Genomic DNA, 19,770 nt, shown 5'->3' with positions numbered 1-19,770 from the left:
ACAAAGGCTAATTTATACGCATAAATTAAATTGATTTTTACTGCTAATAAAGATAATTTTATCTCAGCACTGTAAATTGGATATTTGATGATACAACATTTTTTCCCTGATACTCATAGAGCAGACAATCCATTAGTAACCTTACTCATACCCGCCCTCAATGAAGAGCTCACCATTGGTGAATTTGTCGACTGGTGCAAAGAAGGCTTATTAAAAGCAGGTATACCAGGTCAAATTCTCATCGTTGACAGCTCCACGGATAAAACCAAAGATATCGCACTTGCTCATGGTGCTGAAGTATTGAGCGTCCCTCAAAAGGGCTTAGGCAGAGCCTACATCGATGCTATTCCCTATGTTCAAGGACAATACATCATCATGGGCGATGCTGATTTGACCTATGACATGCGTTTTATCCAGTCTTTTGTGGAAAAATTTGAGCAAGGCTATGAGTTTATTATGGGATCACGATTTAAAGGGACCATTGAACCTGGGGCGATGCCTGCACTACATCAGTATTTTGGGACACCGGTAACTACTTGGATGTTAAATCGCATCTATAATTCTCGTTTTTCAGATATTCACTGCGGCATGCGAGGTCTAACCTTAGATGCCCTAAAAAGAATGAAACTCCAATCTCAAAGCTGGCAATATGCCTCTGAAATGATTATTAAAGCCATCCATCTCAACCTTAAACAAACAGAGGTTCCTATTGTTTTTCATAAAGATAGGGATGGTCGCCAAAGCCATCATAAACGAGTTGGTTGGTATGCACCCTGGCTCGCCGGTTGGGTAAATTTAAAAGCCATACTTACCTTTGGTGCAGATTTTTTCTTGTTTAAAATTGGCATGATCATGACCTTTATTGGTTTTTGTAGTACAGCCTTGTTATATGGCGGCCCAGTCAACGTCTTTAAGCTAGGTTTGCATTTGCACTGGATGATATTTTTTCTACTTGTTTTTTTAGTGGGATTACAGTTTTTTTTCATGGGGATACTTGCCAAAGGCCTTTACGATGTGGAGTTGCAGCGATCTGAAAAATGGAAGAAATGCTTGTCGCTTGATCGGGTTATTCCTAGTTGCATCCTATTGATATTATTAGGGCTATTCAGCATGTTGCCCATAGTAAAAGAATATATCAATACGGGCTGGATACTCTCAAGCACCATCAACCAATCCTCATACCATGCAGTTGGTGGTGTAGGATTAGTTCTATCTGGGGTTATTTATTTTACTTCTGCGCTTTTATATAACGCGATTATCCTAAATCATTCTTATCATAGTGATAATGCACAATGAACTACTCTCAAAAAGACGATTGGAATCAGCATTGGCAAGATTTCGGTCATGCGACAGCTTTCAATCCAGCTCATCATTATCGAACATCTCTCATCATTAATGCCTTGCAAAAAATATACAAACCCTCAATAAAAATACTGGACCTCGGCAGTGGCCAGGGTGATCTGGTGATGGAGTTAGAGTCTTTATTTCCTCAGGCAATTCTTTACGGCGTAGAACTAAGTCACGAAGGCATTAAAAAAGCGAGCGAAAAAGCCTTATTTTCCCAATTTTTCCAAATGGATTTATTGGATATACATATTCCCGACACATTAAAAACTGGCGTTGATGCTGCAATCTGTTCAGAGGTATTAGAACATTTAGACGACCCTGTTTTATTTTTAAAAAACACAGGAAAGTTACTTAAAAAAAATGCCAGCTTGATTATTACTGTTCCCAGCGGTCCTCGCTCAGCCTATGATAAATATCTGGGACATAGAAAGCATTTTAATGCAGCGGAAATGCGAGCTCTTTTAGAGAGCGCGGGCTTTGAGGTCGATTCTATTTTTCGTGCGGGGTTCCCCTTTTTCAATCTATACAAGCTACTTATTATTTTAAGAGGCAAACGCTTAGTCAAAGATATTAATCAATCCGACCTATCGTGGCTTGCTAAGTTTATTATGTACTCTTTCTCTATACTCTTTAAAATTAATCTTAAGAACACATCCTGGGGATGGCAATTATTTGTTATTGCAAGAGTAAAATAAATGGTAATAGATCACCCCTGCCACCCTAACATAGCCCGTCATCCTGAGCACCCCAACCCCTTTGGGGCAAACATCGATAAAGACCACGTCATCCCGAACATAGTGAGGGATCTCCGGGATTAGCACAGTGCTACACTCAGGAGATGTCTCTCTACGTTCGACATGACGTAGGTCTTTGGGAGCGCAGCGAAGGATCTCCTAAATGAGGCACCGTGCTAATCCCGGAGATCCTTCGCTGCGCTCTGGATATCGGCGTAAAGAGACGAATTGCGTGAGAGCTACAGACTGATCTATTTATTTTCTAACTACAGCAAACAAATTTAATCCAAATTTGTGATATTTTAATTTGATTTTACTGGGTATAAAGCCTGCCTTAACTAGCAAAGGCCACAGGTCGCGCTTATCGTAATACATTTTGTGATCATCCATCTCCGAGCGTGGACTAAGACCTAAATTAAATGCCGAAAACTCTAAAAAACCCTTCCCGCGCCAAGTTGGTACATTTATTAAAAACACCGCATTCGGCTTTAATAATTGAAAACATCTTTTCAATATCCATTCAGGCTCAGGTAAATGTTCCAACACTGAAATCAACATAATCACATCAAAGGTATTTTCATTAAATTGATTGATCCCTTCTTCAAGGCTTGACTCTACAAACGCTAGATTGCGGTTGGCTTTTAAGGCTGGATTAACTTCATAATCAATACCAACTCCTTGCTTAATCCTATGCTGGAATGCAGATAATAAGGTGGCGTTGTAGCCACAACCTATATCTAACAAAAGGGATTGATTATCTTTGAGGAGAAATTTTTGTATTGCTTTATACGATAAATACACACCAAATCGATCAACTAGGCTTACACCCTTTTTACCAAAAGGCAGTCTATTTTGTATCTCTGTCATTCTGATCCTAAAATCACATTCTATAATATTGGGTGTTAAGTATAACTTAAGAATAACGGAGTATTATTTTAATTGTCTTCTTAAAAATAAATAGAGAAGGGGTACTTAGTATGCAATATAAAAAATTAACTAGTATTACGAGTCCTTTGTTACTACTACCAATACTTGGCTTTACTCAACCTGCAATAGCCGATCCCAACAACCACCAAGTGATTATTTATAATAATAGTGATACTACCATTTACCCAATTGCCGAAGTTAAACACGGTCCTGGTTTGTACCATTCTTATTTAAGCACAAGCAATCCAGTAACTTCTAACGCTGATGCTGGCTTAGCACCTAATACAAGCTGTGTGTTTACCTTACCCACTGCTGAATGGGACAGGGGAGGGCGTGTTTATTTGTATGATCAACCACCTCTATCGATGCAAAAAGAGCAATTAGTCCCTGGTAGTCAAAATACACCTGTTCAACCAGTGGACGGCGTACCTGCTTGTTTCCCAAATGTCTACTACGGAGAAGCCTTGCCCTTAGATAACCCTAGCCAGTTAGTTGAATATACCTTTGACCCTGGTTTTGTTGATTATGATATTTCATCAGTGGATCATATGTATTTACCTGTTGCCGTTGAAGTATCGGATGGCAGTATTGGTTATAACGGTACTGGAATGGATATTCAAACATTCCAAGGTGACATAGCGGACTTTATTGCTGATTATAATTGGCCTACTTATCGTCTACCCCCAGGTTCTACTAATATAAAAATCCCTGGATCATATAATGTCTTTGTGCAACAACCCAGTCGTTCTAGCTTTGATCCAAGTAACCAACAGTATATGGAGCAAGGCCAACGCGATGCTAACAATAATTTAGTCATAGCAGATACGTTGTTTAATAGATGGAATGCATGGAAAACGGGCAAACTGAATGGTAAGGACATTTGTACAAAAGATGATGCAGAATGCTTAAAATTCCAATCACAAGTCAAAGAAGTTTGGGATGAATTTGCTGCTAATGCAGAAGCCTATAAAAACCAATACGAAAAACCAATCACGGATGAAGATATAGTTGCGCATATTTTAGGTTGGGTAACCTTTGATAAGAGCCAAGTACCCCAATGGGCAGGGATAACAGGCAAAGCGCAAACAACATACATGGCCTTGGAATATGCGTATAAAACTCATCCTGATGATCCTAAATATAACCTTAATCCCTATGTGCAATTCATACATGATCAACTGAATGCCAATGTATACGCCTTTTCAGTGGATGATGAAGTGGGAAATGCTAGAAGAAAGGGAAATAGCTTTACAATTGCAGTTGCTGGGTTAAATGGAATCAAAAATAAATCACAGTATACCCCGCCGCAAATGAGTAATTTTATGACAAATTATGGCCCAGGATGGACAAGCTTGAAATTTTGCCAATCAAATGACTCTACACAGTGTCAGGATAATAAATTGGATCCTGAGACACCTCAGTCTTATCCAATTCCTTATGACAATAGCACTATTATCTACACAAAGAGTGACGGCACAAACAAACCGCAAACCTTATCCTTCAATGTAACCAAGTTAACGGACTCTACGGCTGAAGTTAAAAATTGCCAGCAAAACGGTGCGGCGGTTCCATGCTCGGGTTCGGATCCTACAAGTGCGCAAATCAACGTGGACTTTAACAAGACCTCGTCTATCTTATACATTGATGCCCCCTCTCCAGTTAATTTACCACCTGCTGGTAGTAACGCCTTAAGCATATATACTGGAGCACAATCAGTGATAGTAAATGGCCAAACGATTAATGCACATAATCACGCCAAAGTCCCTGTGCAAGCAAATGTAGCGACAACCATACAATTGCCAGCAGCAATTTGTACGGTTACCGTAACCGATCAAGGCATTTCTCAGGGTGCAAATTGCTCAGGTAGCGGTGTTTATGTCTCTGGTAATAAAGATGCTGATGGTTGGCAGATTAATACACCATAGGCTAAGCAGGCTGGGCTTTTCCGCCCAGCCTACTTTTCTTAGGCAAAAGCCAATAGTTTTACTCTTTATCTGATAAACGAATTCCTGATGATTCAATAACGATTTTTCCATGCTTATAAAGTTGCCCAATTGCACTTTTAAAACTTTTTTTAGACTCGCTAAAAATACGGGCAATCTCTTCAGCAGGGCTTTTGTCATGCAGCGCTAAGAAGCCTCCGGCGCGCGCCAGCTCATCAAGGATACGCTGAGCCAGATCGCCAATTTTTTCTTGACCCATTTTTCTTAGGGCAACATCAATTTTTCCATCATCTCGCAGATTTTTTATATACCCCACTATCCGCTTGCCGTAGCTAAGTGGTTGGAAAATATCATCAGAATGAATGAGCCCCCAATGCGCATTATTAATGATTACTTTAACTCCAAGCGTAGTACGTTCGGCAATTAAAAGCCCAATCTCATCACCCTTCTTGTAATTAGCAGGGGTTTTATCCAGAAAATGTTCAATCTTTGAGCTCGCAATAATCCGCCCCTTATTATCTAGTTTCAGATAAACAAGATAGGACTTACCATTCTCCATAGGACGCTGTTGTTCTGGTCCAGGAACTAATAAATCTTTATCCAGCCCCCAGTCAAGAAAAGCACCGACGCGATTGACGTCGATAACCTTTAAAAATGCACAATTGCCTACCATTGCGCGAGGAATCTGAGTTGTTGCAATCAACTGATCTTCAGAATCAAAATAAACAAAGACATCAAGCATGTCAGTGACTACAGTGCCTTTAGGTAAGAATTTTTTCGGTAATAAGATTTCACCTAAATCACCGCCATCAAGATATACACCAAAGGGAACCTCTTTTTTTACCATTAGCCGGTTAACTTGCCCAATTTTAATCATGACTTTTCCCGCTCATAATATCCAAAATTACTGCCTCTTTATCCTAGGAGTGGCTACTATGGTCGAAGTTATAAGAACTTTCAAGTAAACCTAACCCAATACTAGGGAGCCATAGGATTCTGCTCTACATCAGGTTGAGTTAAGTAGGCCATGGTAATTTCTCTCATTACATCCGAATTAAGTAAATAAGAAGAATTTGCCTCATCACTCCCTAATGAAGAAGAAAATAAACCATGAGCTAATAATGGTTGTGATTGAACAAGTTTTTTATGCAAGAATGCGATCAACATCTTTTTTATTTCTAAGCTCTTTTCTTCCTGAATAAGGGAATAAATTTCTGTCGAAGTAACGCCTGCTTCTATACGCGGACTGCCCGATAAAAGTTGAACTACAGCGGTATGACTGTTTTTACAGGCCTTGTTTAAGGCGTCATAATAAGAGTTGGAGGGATGTTCTATACCGTCACTTAAAAGAAGTTCTACAACGCCTAAGTATCCTTTTTCTGAAGCATTCTCAAGAGCCGTGGAATTACTACATTCGAATCCTTTAGATAACAAAAATTCTACAATCTCCTTATTTCCTTTGTGTGATGCCCATGCAATGGCATGCATCTTTTCAACTACTTTTGGAGCCTCAGCAAAAGCTTTTACTGAATCTAAATCATTCTCTCCAATTGCATCAAAAAGCTTGCAATGTTTACTATTCATAACCTTCTCGCGATTAATTAATATGAAATATATGAGTAAATTCGATACAAGAACTGAGCCTGAAGACTAAGATCAGATGACTTTACTTATTTGAAGCCGCGCAAATATTCAACGAATGCACGGTTAGAAGTGGGATATTTTTGAACAGTTATTTAAATAAATCCAACCATATATATCGATATGTCATATTCACTTATTTAATATCAATATATTATTCAATCGGTTATATTCAGGTATTATTAGCCAAAGAGTTAGACCCCATTGATATTTAAAGAATTGAAAAAATTTAAGCAGTAGTCTAAATTCAAAATGAACAGTTTCGGTGGTTATTCCGCACACCCCCTTTTGGCGCCCGATCAGTTGTTACTGGAGTGGAATTTATTTTATGAAGATATTACTTAGTTTGCTTATCTCTTGTTTGATGAGCTCAACCTTATATGCTGAAAATCTTGTAATTGGTACCTCATCCTTTAATCCCCCTATGGAAACACAGGTTACGAAGAATGATGTGTTTACAGGGTTTGAAATTGATCTTATGAATGAGATTTGTCGGAGAATCAATGCTAATTGTGTCTATGAACCTATGAGTTTCGCGGGAATTATGGAAGCAGTGGCTGCAGGAAAGGTTGATTTAGGTATAGATGGCTTTTTTATTACGAAAGAAAGACTAGCTTATTATTTGTTCAGTTCTCCTTATTTGAGAGCAAAGGCTCAGATGTTTTCTGCAGCTGACTCCGATATTAATAGTGATAATGTTAATACAGGTAAACGCATTGGTGTTGAGGCCGGTACCGTATACAAGTCTCTTCTCCAGCAAATGTACGATAATGTTAAGGTGGTTGAGTACAATAACCAACCAGATATGCTACAGGATTTATCCGATCATAAACTTGATCTTATTATGTTTGACTTCATTGGCGCATCGTATTGGGTTAATGACAACCCTAAAGAGTTTAAGCTAGTCGGCAAGCCAATATCTTTTGACATGGGTTACGGTGTTATGGCTAACCTCAACCGACAGGAACTTATTACTCGGGTTAACAATGCCTTGAATTCTATGGAAAATGATGGGACCTATTTAGCTATTTACTCTCGTTATTTCGAGGGTTTTCAGCATTAACAAAAATCAAAACAAGAACAGGGATAGTTCTATCCGATTAAGTAATAATGCTAAGTAGTCTATAATTAGTAAGCTGCCTATTTGAGAGACTTATGACTAATACAACTTTTCCATGGTTCCTAGCTTTTTTGTTCTTGTCTATTAGCTCATCTACTCAAGCTGAAGAGCCTACCCTTCCTGCTCCGGAGCCATGTGCATCTTGTCCTTATCAGATTACACAGGATGTAACCTGGAATTATGTACTTAAAACATCCCCTGAATTCTCGGTCAAAGCCGCTATCTATAACATTGATGCCTTTGAAAATAGTGAAGCGAAGGTGGCAGAGATTCATAACCAAACTGCAAAAGCAATTTGCTATATCGATGCAGGAACTTGGGAAGAGTGGCGTCCTGATGCAGCTAATTTTCCTGAAGCACTTAAGGGTAAAACGAATGGCTGGCCGGGAGAGAAATGGTTAGATATTAGGCAGCATTCAATCTTAGAGCCTATTATGCAAGCTCGAGTTGATCTCTGTAAACGCAAGGGCTTTGATGCAATAGAGTTTGACAATGTCGATGGTTATGACAATAAATCCGGGTTTCCGCTCACAAAGACCGACCAGCTAAACTATAATATTTTATTGGCTAATATGGCGCACCGAGCAGGCCTTGCAGTTGGTTTAAAAAATGACCTCTCCCAAATAGAGCAATTAGTACCTTATTTTGATTTTGCAATTAATGAGCAATGCTTTCAGTACAAAGAGTGTGATAGGTTAGTCCCCTTCATTAATGCAAATAAAGCTGTTCTAAATGTTGAATATAGTCTTAGCCCTGAAAAATTTTGTTCTAAAGCAAATTCAATGCATTTTAACTCGATTAAAAAGAAGACTAGCTTAAACGAAATGCCAGTTACCTTTTGTAAGTAATTCAGGTGAAAAATGACACTTTTTGATGAGATTAAAACGCGATTAATTATTATTGCTGCAACAACCTTTGTAGTTATTGCCATCATTCTTCTTATTTACTCAATTCACTTAAAAAACCAACTCATTGATTCTTATCAATTATCTTTCAAACTTTGGGAATCTCAGAAACCTAATAACTATTTATTAAATTACAGTAGTCGTGGTTGCGAATATACAGTCAAGGTGACCGATGGAGTTCCTAAAATTATCAAGCCAACTGCCCTGAATAACATCAATTGTGTCTATACACCGCAATGGTTAGAAGCAAAGCAACCGATGACTGCTTTGTTTAAGGATTTGCTCCAATTAAATTATCCAAACTGTGGTCCTAATGGTTGTATTTGCGACAATATTAATTATTTAACCCTTAGTTTTGATAAGAGCTTAGGGTATATTCAGTCCTGGAAAGAAACTAACTCAGGTCGTTTCAATCCTTACCTTACTGCGGGTTCCCTAAGCCTGGCATGCACGTTAATCTATGCTGAGCCTATTGATTTTTCAGTCGATATAAGGCCCATATAATGAAAACTAACAGTATATTATCGGTCCTTTTCTGCAGAAAAAACTTAAGCACCATAGATAGCGGGATTATTCTATTATTGCAGCTTGTATTGCTTATAGAACTCCGCCTCTTCCTTCTGGCACACCAACAGCAATTATTTGATAAGGTACTAATTTTTATCGCTTTTGTTATTTTGTTTAATCTAATTTTGGTTTTCTGCTCCAAAGCTCGTTATTTTTTTGCCTATAACAATGCTTTTTTTATTAGCCTTTGGATATTTACCCTTATTATTGCTTTGGAGCAGCTATTGTTAATGCTCATTTCGCCCTATCTCATATCAGAAAAAATAATTTCCTTATGGACAATCTACTTTTTATTTTACTCAGCCTTTGCTTTTATATGGGGAATAATGATGTTTTTTAATATTTTAGTCTTTTTTATTTCCAAACCACCTGGACGTTAAAAGTGAAATCCGTAACAAGGCATGTCATAATAATTGACTGAAATGATGCGAAATTATTCAAAAAATTTACAAATAGGATCTAGGATAGCCAATGAGTACCGCTAAAAAAAATATTCTTATACTTATAGTTGAAGATAATACGATAGCTGCAAGAACAGCCAAATTTATTTTTGAAATGCTTGGATGCCAAGTTGAGATTATCGAAAATGGTGATAATGCAGTCGATATGGCCAAAATAAATCATTACGACGCTATTTGTATGGATATTGGATTGCCCACAATATCGGGAATACAGGCTTGCTCAATGATTCGTGAATATGAGGCAAAAAATAACTTACATTCTGTGCCCATTATTGCTGTTACTGGGAATTGTAGTCCTCATGAAATAGAAGAATATATAGCAGTTGGTATGCAAGAAGTTATCGCTAAACCTTTGACAAAAGAAAAAGCGGAGCATCTGCTGTCGTTTTGTAGGGAATAGATCCCCCAAGCATAGTCCGTCATCCAGAGCACAGCGAAGGATCTCCTGAATGAAGCACCGTGCTAATCCCGGAGATCCTTCGCTACGCTCAGGATGACGGGTATCCGTTCAGGTAATGGCGTCAACTTAAGTATTTTTGCCGCATCTCCCCCTCTCTAACTCTCTCCCCAAGGGGCGAGAGGACATACTGTAATAGGTCACCCCTCTTCCGCCATCCTGAGCGTAGCGAAGGATCTCCGAGATTAGCACAGTGCCACACTCAGGATGACGGAAGGGGGGTGACCTATTACTTGCGACTTAACTATGGGGCTTAATTGGTATAGTGAGCGTGAAGATTGACCCCTTTCCCTCAGTGCTCGTTACGAAAATTTTGGCATCGATTAATTTAGCCCGTTGCTTTGCAAGGAATAAGCCCGCACCAACACCCTTAAAATCAGCGCCATGCTTTTGAGCCCGTGAAAGCATAGTGTATTGCTCAAAAATATAATCTGACTTATCTGCTGGAATACCAATTCCTGTATCAGCGACCTGAATACTATAGCAATTGTCGTCCTTTGAAATAGAGACGGTAATCTTGCCTTCTTCTGTGAATTTAATCGCATTAGAAATTAATTCTATTAAAATCAAATGAAATTTTAGAATATCTGATTCAATCAAGTCTTGATTGATAGGCTTAAAAGGACGAATAACTAATTTTAAATTTTTAGCCCCTGCTGATGGCTTTAGAATACTCTCAATTTTTTCAACTTCTTGATTAACAGAGAAAGATTCAATCTTTACTTCGATTTCGGCAAGTGAGGTTGCTTTGATGACTTGTTGATATCCCTTTTCCCAAGCCGCACAACCATGCATAAGTTCTTCAAATAGTGGTTTTAATTCAAGATATCTATCAGCATAGCCATAGAGAAGCATAGTTGCGATACCAGTAATCGTTGAAAATGGAGTGACAAGAATATGTCCCATATTCGATATAAATTCCGTCATAACATAACTAGCAGCCTCAGCCTTTTCCTTCGCTAAGATGAGCTCTTTTTCTATTTTTTTCCGTTCGGTAATATCCGTCGCAATGCCAAGAATACCAATCACTTCACCCTTGGAATTACGCAAAGGAACCTTATTCGAAATAACAGTAACTTCCTGCCCATTACTTAATAATACGGTATCCTCAATATTAATTTTTGGCTTTCCAGACTGAATAACCTCCGCATCATCAAGATTATATTTTTCCGCCCTATCTCCCCAAGCGCAGTCATAGTCTGATTTACCAACCATTTCTTCGCGATTGTTAAAGCCAGCAACTCTTGCAAATTGCTCGTTACATCCTAGGTGAATGGAGTGAATATCTTTCCAATAAATCCAATCGGGAGCATATTGGAGAATATTATCCAGCATAAGAAAATCGGATGAGGTTTTATCCTGATGGGTAGCCATTCATTAACGCCTGATAAAAATAGAGAAACTTAATAACGTCAGTTATTACTGGGTTTTGCCGGTAATGCCCTAATTTTAACCTTAATAGAAGAAATATGCTATAATGCCGCATTTATCCAATTGAACTTTTATGAAACAGATAAAGCTTCAACATCTTACTGAATTATCCCAATGGAACAGTACCCATCAGGTCTATCCCGAAGATAATCTAATTCAGTTATTGGAAAAAAAAGCAGCTGAATATCCTGATAATATTGCTTATATTTTTCAGGACACAGCTATTAGCTTTGCTGAGCTAAATCAGCGCGCCAATCAACTCGCGCATTTCATTTTAAGTCAAGAAAAAAATAATCCTTCACCGATTGCAGTTTATTTTGAACGCTCAATCGAGTTAGTTATTGCTTTTTATGCAGTGATGAAACTGGGACGTCCCTACATCCCCATAAATAAAGAAATTTCAACACTGCAATTAAAAAATATTCTCAAAGATGCTAAAGCAAATTTAATACTTACAACTGATCGCTATGCTGAAAACATAAGGCCGTCTTTAAATGCAATCAGCGAATTAATTGTTATCGATGCAAAAGACAAGAAAATTCAAGACGCAGCTGATTCGAATTTGCCCTCTTTTCCAGCCACAGCAACCGCCTATATTTTATACACTTCAGGAACTACGGGAAAACCTAAGGGTGTTCAAATTTCCCATAAAGCCATTACTAATCTGCTCTTTTCAATGAGCGATATAACAAATATCAGTGAAAAAGACGTGATTTTGAGTATCACTCCCTTCACCTTTGATTTATCAGTCCCCGATATCTATTTACCCCTGGTGATGGGTGGCACTAGTGTTTTAGGCAGCCCAATGGCTCGCTTTAACCCTCACGAAATTATGCAATATATTGCTAAATATCATGTCACACTCATGCAAGCCACACCGACAACCTGGCAAATGCTCGTCGCCTGCGGATGGAAAAATGAATCAGATATCAAAATCATTACCGGCGGTGAGGCATTAACAAACCAACTGGCGAGCAAACTGCGATTACTTTCAGAAAACGTATGGAACTTTTATGGCCCAACAGAAACCACAGTGTGGTCAACCTATCATAAAATTGAAGAGATCGATAAAAACAAACCCTATATTCCTATAGGGAAACCCTTGGCTAATACCCAGATTTTTGTTTTAGATGAAGACTTAAACCCCCTTTCAGCGGATATGCCAGGGGAATTGTATATCGGTGGTACAGGCGTCTCTTTAGGCTATGTGAATAATGATGAATTAAATCTTAATTATTTTATTGAAGATCCTTTCAACTCTGGCGCAACTAAAAAGAAACTATATAAAACAGGCGACCTTGGAAAATGGAGTCCTCAGGGTGATCTCTATTATTTAGGCCGAATTGATACGCAAATTAAACTGCGTGGCTATCGTATTGAAGTCGAGGCTATAGAAAATGTGCTGCTTGATTACCCAGGCATTCATGAGTGTATAGTCCATGATCAAACACCAGAGAATACCAAAGAGCTTGTCGCCTATATAACGCTAAAAACAAAGTCTATCTCTCCCTCTAAGGTTCAAGAATATCTAAAGAACCATTTTCCTGACCACATGATCCCTAGTAAATTCATCGTGGTTAATCAGTTTCCCTTAACCTTCAATGGAAAAATTAATCGACAAACGATCTCGTCTATTCGCGAATACACCAATTTAGCGGATGAAATTATCTCTTTACCCCATCAAAACCCGGTCGAAGAAATCATTGTTGAGCAAATTAAGTCACTAGTGAACAGGGATATTATTGATCCAGAAATTAATTTCTTTAATTTAGGGTTTCATTCACTATTACTGATCGATCTCGCTCATAAGCTCAATAAGACGATGCCTCAAACGATTAGCGTTGTCGATTTATTTACCTACCCTACTGTACGTTCCTTAGCCCAATTTTATGCCCAGCTCGATGATAGAGCCTATGAAAATAACCTAACGACTCCATCTGAAAAAAAGCTAGAAACGAGCATTGCTCTAATAGGCATGGCCTGTAAATTACCAGGAGCTAACAACCCAAATGAGTTTTGGCAAACTATTTTAAATAAACAAGAAAATATCCATTTTTTTAATGAAGGGGAATTGCTTGATGCCGGAATCCCGCCTGAGCTAATCAATCATCCTGATTATGTTCCGGCTAGAGGCGTACTAAAAAATATTGATCAATTTGACGCCTCATTTTTTGGCTATACCCCCTTAGAAGCAGCTCTGATGGATCCCCAACATCGCATTTTTTTAGAACAAGCATGGATTGCACTCGAAGACTCAGGTTATTCCACCGATAAATGCAAGGGTAGTATTGGGCTTTTTGCTGGAATGAGTGATAGCACTTATTTGACGCAGAATATTTTAAAAAACCCGGCCTATGCAAACTGGGATCAGCAACAATTATCCTTAGGTACTAGCAGTCATTATTTATGCACCAAAGTAGCCTATGCAATGGGCTTAACAGGACCAGTAGTGACAGTCAACACAGCCTGTTCTACATCCTTAACGTCGATAGCTTCTGCATGCGATAGCTTGCTCAATCATAAATGTGATATGGCTCTAGCGGGAGGTATCACTGTTATTGTTCCCGAATGTTCAGGCTATTTATATCGTGACATGGGGATTTTATCGCCTAATGGCCACTGTCGTGTATTTGACAAAGAATCAAAGGGAACGGTCATGAGCAATGGCTGTGGCGTTGTGGTCCTAAAACGATTAGCTGATGCCTTGAGAGACAATGATAATATCCTTGCAGTAATTAAAGGCTGGGCAATTAATAATGATGGGGCTAACAAAACAGGCTTTACTGCACCCAGTGTAGCTGGGCAAATCTCTTGCATACAAGACGCATTAAGCAATGCCAATATAAATCCTGAAGACATCAGCTATATTGAAGCGCATGGCACAGGTACTTTCTTAGGCGATCCCATTGAGATTGAGGCACTTTCTAAAGGCTATTCCTACAATAGTCATCAAAAAAATAGCTATTGTGCTATTGGCTCAATCAAATCCAACATAGGCCACACCGATGTAGCCTCTGGTATCGCCGGATTTATTAAACTTGTGCTGGCCTTACAGAAAAAAACGCTTCCACCGCAGATTCATTTTTCTTCTGCCAATGAACGAATAAATCTTAACCAGTCTCCTTTTTACGTCAACTCTGAAATTAAATCATGGGAAAGTAAATCAAAACGGCTTGGTGCAGTCCATTCGCTTGGCTTTGGCGGCACCAATGTTCATATGATTCTTGAAGAAGCACCAGCTGTCAAAACCTCAGAATCAAAACCGGGTAATCTATTTTTAATCTCAGCAAAAACGCCCTACTCCTTAGAAGCTATAAGAGCAAAATTACAGGATTATTTAGAAAATAGTTTGACGGATTCAGACAGAGAAAAATCCTTAGCGGATATAGCTTACACCTTACAGGTCGGCCGCAAACATTTTAAGCATCGAATGGCCGTGACTTATTCAGATTATACTGATCTCTTAAAAAACCTAGTAAATTCATCGAATAGATCAGTCATGCACTCTGATGCAAGTCCATCTAATCATCGAATAATCTTTGGTTTTAGTGGTCAAGGCAGCCAATATGTCAATATGGCTTTGGACTTATATCAAAACCAACCCCTGTTTAAGAACATTATCGATGAGAGTTGTGAAAAGCTAAGAAACCATCTTAATTTTGATTTACGCGAGCTTCTGTTTCCCAAGCAAGCAAGTTCTGAGACAACTGAAAAATTAAACAATACCCTCTATGCGCAGCCAGCCTTATTTATCATTGAATATGCATTGGCACAATTATTAATCGAATTAGGCATAAAACCCGATGCAATGATTGGTCATAGCTTAGGTGAATTTGTGGCTGCAACCCTATCTGGCATTGTTAATCTTGATGAAAGTTTGCAAGTCATTGCAACCCGCGCCCACTTAATGGCTAGAACAAAACCAGGCGCTCTTTTTTCAGAAGACGTACTTAACTTAAAACTATCCGCGAATGATATTTTTATAGAAATTGGGCCGGGCTCATCCTTAACCCAACTAATAAGGCAGCACCCTTTTCATGGAGAAGAACCAAAATTCATCAATACAGTTCCTAGCGCTATCCAGGCATCACAAAATAGTTATTTATATTTTTTAAAATCGCTTGGAACACTTTGGCTTTTAAAGCAAGAAATCCAATGGGAACGTTTATATGTGAAGGAAATTAGAAAAAGGGTTCCTTTACCAACCTATCAATTCGAGCCACAAAGCCATTGGATTCATCCTATAGAAAATCAGGTCTTAGGAAAAAATAACCAAGATAAATTAGGGCTGTATACACCGTCTTGGAAAAGGGATGCGACTTATATCTTAAATACAACTAGAGATAAATCGCCTAAAACCTGGTTTATTTTTGCAAATGAGCAACAGCCTTATCTTGAACAATGCATTAGAGATGCAGGGCATTTCTTGTATACAATCAAATCAGGCAAGGAATTTAAGCAATTAACAGATAGTTCCTTTGTTATTGATCCCACTCAAAAAAGCCATTATGGAAAATTATTGGGATTGGTAAAAATACGAGGAGAACAAGGCGTTATTCTGCACGCTTGGTTGCTTGAGAATGGAAACTCCAAAACCACACTCTTCGATGGGCCCTTTAGTATTTTATATCTATCGCAACTGCTGTCTGAATTGCATCCTAAGATCCAATTCAATTGTTTAACTCTAGCCTCTAACCTTTACTCCGTCTTTGGAAATGAGCAAATCATCCCTATAAAAGCCGCTGTATTAGGTCCCTGCAAAGTCATACCTTTAGAGCAAGAGAATCTTTTTTGTAAAGTCATTGATTTAGATCAAAAGGAAAAGATAACAGCAAAACTTGCAAACGCCCTTTTCCATGAAGCACTAGATATGACTCGCGACTGTGCTAAAGATGAAATCGCTTACCGTGCTGAAAATCGGTGGATTAGGGTTTTAGACCCCTGCTCTGATTACCTCGAATCGCTTAATAGCCCTCGCATTAAAACCAAAGGCGTTTATCTCATTACCGGAGGCTTAGGCGGAATTGGCCTTAGTCTGGCACAGCATTTAGCTACAAATTATCAAGCAAATATTATTTTGCTATCCCCCAATCTTCTGTCCTTAGAACAGGATGAAAAATTAAAATTATTGGCTGACATCAGGTCTAAGGCAGAAAGCTTAACTATTGAGCAGGCTTCTGTTGAAAATAAATCACGAATCAGAGGCATTGTTAAGTCAATCTTAGAAAAATTTGGCCGCTTAGACGGTGTCATTCATGCTGCAGGTCTAGCTGGTGGTGGTGTTGCTCAACTAAAAACCCTGGATGAGTACAATCGTGTCTTAGAACCTAAATTACAAGGCACGGAAACCATTTTGAAGGCTCTATATGATGTTCCGCTAGATTTCATAGTATTCCTCTCATCGACTACCTCAATACTTGGATACCCAGGGCAAATCGATTATTGCTCTGCGAATCGAGTTTTAGATGCTTTTGCAAATACTAACCCCTTTAAACATCCTGTATTTTGTGTATCTATGAATTGGCAGGCCTGGCGTGATGTCGGTATGGCAGCAGAATCTGAGACCAAGCTTTTTAGTTTGAATGAAAGCAATAGTTATACCGCTCGCGAGGCTGTTATCCTTTTTGAAAAAATAGTAAATAGTGATCTCAACCAGGTTATTATTTCGAAGTCAGACCCAAACAAGCTTCATATCAGCATAAATTCTCTTGCGAAAGACCCCCTTCCATCTATTGAATCTAGTGTTGATGACAATGGGATTACCTCCCTCGTTCTACAGATATGGCGTGATATCTTAGGCATTAATGATATTGGACTAGATGATGATTTCTATGAGTTAGGCGGCCATTCATTACTGGCGATAACTTTGTTAGCAAAAATAAAAAAACAATTTAATACCAAGATTCCGACCGCTGCACTCTTTGAGGCAAAAACTATACGTAGTTTGTCCGAGCTTATTCAAACCTATACCCAACAAAGCCTTTCTCCCTTGGTTGTTTTAAAGCAAGGCAAATCGAATAACAAACCACCTCTATTTATAGTTCATCCTATTGGTGGAACGGTGTTTTGCTACCTGCCTTTAGTAGAAGCCTTAAACGATGATAGAACCTATTATGGATTACAGGATCCAAGTTTAGAGCTGGAGAAACCACTATTCTCTAATATAGAGGAAATGGCCACAGCTTATCGAGAAGCGATACAAAAAGTGCAGCCCCAAGGCCCTTACTACCTTTGCGGAGCTTCCTTTGGCGCAACTGTTATTACTGAAATTACTTATCAATTGTTGGAATTAAAGGAAGAAGTGCAATTTATAGGACTTATTGATGGATGGGCCTCATTCTCAGATAAGCAACTTGCATCAAATTACGTTGAAACCTTACAACAATACCATCAGGAACATTCCGAGATCGCCGCAATTATTCCTCCTAATCTTGAAAATACCCAATTATGGGAAACCATGTTACAGCATCGCTTAGATATGATGAGGTCTTATCCAATAAAAAAAATAAATGCCAAACTCTCGTTGTTTAAAGCCTCTGAAATTTTACCCGAATATCAGGAAATTGACGCAGGCGATAATCATTGGCTTGACTATTCAACCTCTTCAATCAATTGCCACACGATACCTGGAAACCATAATTCAATACTAGAAAAACCTAACGTATTAGTCTTAGCCAACAAAATGCAAGAATATCTTACAGTAGCATCAACCCCGTCAGTAATAGGTCACCCACATCACCCTAACATAACCCGTCATCCTGAGCGCAGCGAAGGATCTCCGGAATGAGGCACTGAGCTAATCACGGAGATCCTTCGCTGCACTCAGGATGACGAGGGATCGAGCTAAAACCGCCCCTCATCCGTCGCTTCGCTGCATAGCAACTACATTCAACCCACGCAACAAGGCCTCGTGAAAACGATATAATAAAGAATTTAGAGTTTTTATAAGAAACTCTACCTTCCTAACTTATCAATCAGTGGATAAATTAAACATCCCCATAAGACGATTCCAATAACCAAGGAAAACTGAATAGAATACCGATTTCAAATTATGAGTTTTTGGTTTTTTAGAAACAATTAACCTCTCAAAGGTACTCTCACAGACTGGCTTCGCGCCGCGTGTTTCAAAATAGCTTAGTGGGGTAAGAATAGCGATATCCACATTTAAATTGGGGCACAAGGTTACCCACTGGGCAAAACATTTTGCGTCCACTTCATTTTTACCATAGCCCTTCTTTGCATCACCTACTGTGCAATAAGCAATACTGGCCATAGCCTTTCTCAGTTTTCCCTGATTTGGGGGGGTATCAAACATAAATCGAGTACCACAATATAAAACAGCCATTCTTAAACCTTCTAGGTATCGACTATTCAGCTCCGGTTTATAAAGTTCTCGTTGATGAATGCGCTCCATAGTTTGCGAGAATCGGCCTTGAGTAAAGTCCTGGTAAAACCAAATTAATCTTCGAATTGCAATTGCTGTATTTAGCTTTACCCTTCTTTGCGTTAAGGAACCTTGCTTTCCTTCTAAAAATTCCGTATTCAGATCCTTGTTCTTTTCTATTTGAAAGGAATTAAACAAGCGATCAGATGAGGTTTGTGTTAGCCCAAAATTCGTTTGATAGTTTAATTTAATTCGAGTTTTTGCAGTGAGCTCTAAGATAGATCGCCACTGACTTAAACTGGTTAGCGATCGATAAGTTGATTTTGAATGACCTTTCATATCCGTAATATTTGCTGCATCGCCGCTGCTTTCTTTAAGAATCATCGCTAGAACATGAGCCCATTTACGCGCTATTTTTTTATTAAAATAAATATTTTGCTCATTAGCCATATATTGATGTATGACAAAATGTTGGAATACCAGCATTCGCAGCCGGGGATTAATTGCCCTGCATTGCTTTTCATCCTCATTAGCAACCATGCTAACTAAAGGTTGTGTAAGTTCTGTAACTATTTCTTCTGAAGGCAAACCAGTAAGATTTGGGAGCCAATGACCGTCTACATGATCTTTTTTTGTCCCATACAATTCAATCTCATCGATTCCTGCCGAAGATGATGCTGTGGCTATGCTAGGAAAGCTAAAAGCCATCAATAAAAATAGTGATAAAGTTATCACTAAATGACTAAGATCTTGTTTTTTCATATGCACTAACAACTGCTTTTACTTAGATGCGGAGGTATAAGAGCAAAATCCCTAAAGCGGTTTCAAATGACTCATAAAATAGTATAGACCC

General features: G+C 38.7%; 14 protein-coding genes. 9 read left to right on the top strand and 5 right to left on the bottom strand.

The features are described 5' to 3' along the window. Positions 1–87: 87 nt before the first annotated feature. Both BN1094_RS13565 and BN1094_RS13560 read left to right on the top strand, forming a co-directional pair. The gene (locus BN1094_RS13565) at positions 88–1,296 is read left to right on the top strand and encodes a glycosyltransferase family 2 protein (protein WP_044011631.1); all 1,209 of its coding nucleotides are present in this window, start codon (positions 88–90) and stop codon (positions 1,294–1,296) included. Beyond that, complete coding sequence (locus tag BN1094_RS13560; protein ID WP_044011630.1) at positions 1,293–2,042, top strand: class I SAM-dependent methyltransferase; 750 nt, start codon at positions 1,293–1,295, stop codon at positions 2,040–2,042. The genes BN1094_RS13565 and BN1094_RS13560 overlap by 4 nt, the downstream gene beginning before the upstream one ends. Before the next feature lie 294 nt (positions 2,043–2,336). Here BN1094_RS13560 and BN1094_RS18935 read toward each other — a convergent pair whose 3' ends face one another. Continuing rightward, entirely contained in the window at positions 2,337–2,948 is a 612-nt protein-coding gene (locus BN1094_RS18935; protein ID WP_052403296.1) for a class I SAM-dependent methyltransferase, read from the bottom strand. Positions 2,949–3,058: 110 nt separating this feature from the next. Between BN1094_RS18935 and BN1094_RS13550 the strand changes: the two genes are divergently transcribed. Next, positions 3,059–4,933, top strand: coding sequence for a hypothetical protein (locus BN1094_RS13550; RefSeq protein WP_044011629.1), 1,875 nt, complete (start codon positions 3,059–3,061; stop codon positions 4,931–4,933). Between the two features lie 58 nt (positions 4,934–4,991). On the opposite strand, the gene BN1094_RS13545 is transcribed toward BN1094_RS13550, so the two are convergent. Both BN1094_RS13545 and BN1094_RS13540 read right to left on the bottom strand, forming a co-directional pair. Next, entirely contained in the window at positions 4,992–5,828 is an 837-nt protein-coding gene (locus tag BN1094_RS13545; protein WP_044011628.1) for a CvfB family protein, read from the bottom strand. Positions 5,829–5,929: 101 nt separating this feature from the next. Continuing rightward, a complete protein-coding gene (locus BN1094_RS13540; protein WP_044011627.1) occupies positions 5,930–6,535 on the bottom strand; it encodes an ankyrin repeat domain-containing protein in 606 nt (201 codons plus the stop codon). A 385-nt stretch (positions 6,536–6,920) separates the two neighbouring features. Between BN1094_RS13540 and BN1094_RS13535 the strand changes: the two genes are divergently transcribed. The 5 genes from BN1094_RS13535 (at position 6,921) to BN1094_RS13515 (ending at position 10,045) form a co-directional block, all read left to right on the top strand. Then, the gene (locus BN1094_RS13535; RefSeq protein ID WP_044011626.1) at positions 6,921–7,655 is read left to right on the top strand and encodes a transporter substrate-binding domain-containing protein; all 735 of its coding nucleotides are present in this window, start codon (positions 6,921–6,923) and stop codon (positions 7,653–7,655) included. 92 nt (positions 7,656–7,747) lie between these two features. Then, positions 7,748–8,560, top strand: coding sequence for an endo alpha-1,4 polygalactosaminidase (locus BN1094_RS13530; RefSeq protein ID WP_044011625.1), 813 nt, complete (start codon positions 7,748–7,750; stop codon positions 8,558–8,560). A gap of 12 nt (positions 8,561–8,572) precedes the next feature. After that, positions 8,573–9,121, top strand: coding sequence for a hypothetical protein (locus BN1094_RS13525; RefSeq protein ID WP_044011624.1), 549 nt, complete (start codon positions 8,573–8,575; stop codon positions 9,119–9,121). After that, entirely contained in the window at positions 9,121–9,564 is a 444-nt protein-coding gene (locus BN1094_RS13520) for a hypothetical protein (protein WP_044011623.1), read from the top strand. Before BN1094_RS13525 ends, BN1094_RS13520 begins: the two co-directional genes overlap by 1 nt. A 91-nt stretch (positions 9,565–9,655) precedes the next feature. Further along, positions 9,656–10,045, top strand: a complete 390-nt coding sequence (locus BN1094_RS13515; RefSeq protein WP_044011622.1) for a response regulator — start codon at positions 9,656–9,658, stop codon at positions 10,043–10,045. 297 nt (positions 10,046–10,342) lie between these two features. Here the strand turns inward: BN1094_RS13515 and BN1094_RS13510 are convergent, their stop codons facing one another. After that, positions 10,343–11,476 carry an ATP-binding protein gene (locus BN1094_RS13510; RefSeq protein WP_044011621.1) on the bottom strand — a complete coding sequence of 378 codons (1,134 nt, stop codon included), beginning with the start codon at positions 11,474–11,476 and terminating at the stop codon, positions 10,343–10,345. Positions 11,477–11,606: 130 nt separating this feature from the next. Between BN1094_RS13510 and BN1094_RS18930 the strand changes: the two genes are divergently transcribed. After that, positions 11,607–18,320 carry a type I polyketide synthase gene (locus BN1094_RS18930; RefSeq protein WP_052403295.1) on the top strand — a complete coding sequence of 2,238 codons (6,714 nt, stop codon included), beginning with the start codon at positions 11,607–11,609 and terminating at the stop codon, positions 18,318–18,320. Between the two features lie 183 nt (positions 18,321–18,503). On the opposite strand, the gene BN1094_RS13500 is transcribed toward BN1094_RS18930, so the two are convergent. Next, positions 18,504–19,679: a hypothetical protein gene (locus tag BN1094_RS13500; protein WP_245614333.1), complete on the bottom strand. Its 1,176-nt coding sequence runs from the start codon at positions 19,677–19,679 to the stop codon at positions 18,504–18,506. Positions 19,680–19,770 lie beyond the last annotated feature (91 nt).

This window comes from Legionella massiliensis (assembly GCF_000756815.1).
Taxonomy (GTDB): domain Bacteria; phylum Pseudomonadota; class Gammaproteobacteria; order Legionellales; family Legionellaceae; genus Tatlockia; species Tatlockia massiliensis.
This window is presented reverse-complemented; position numbering and strand designations above follow the sequence as displayed.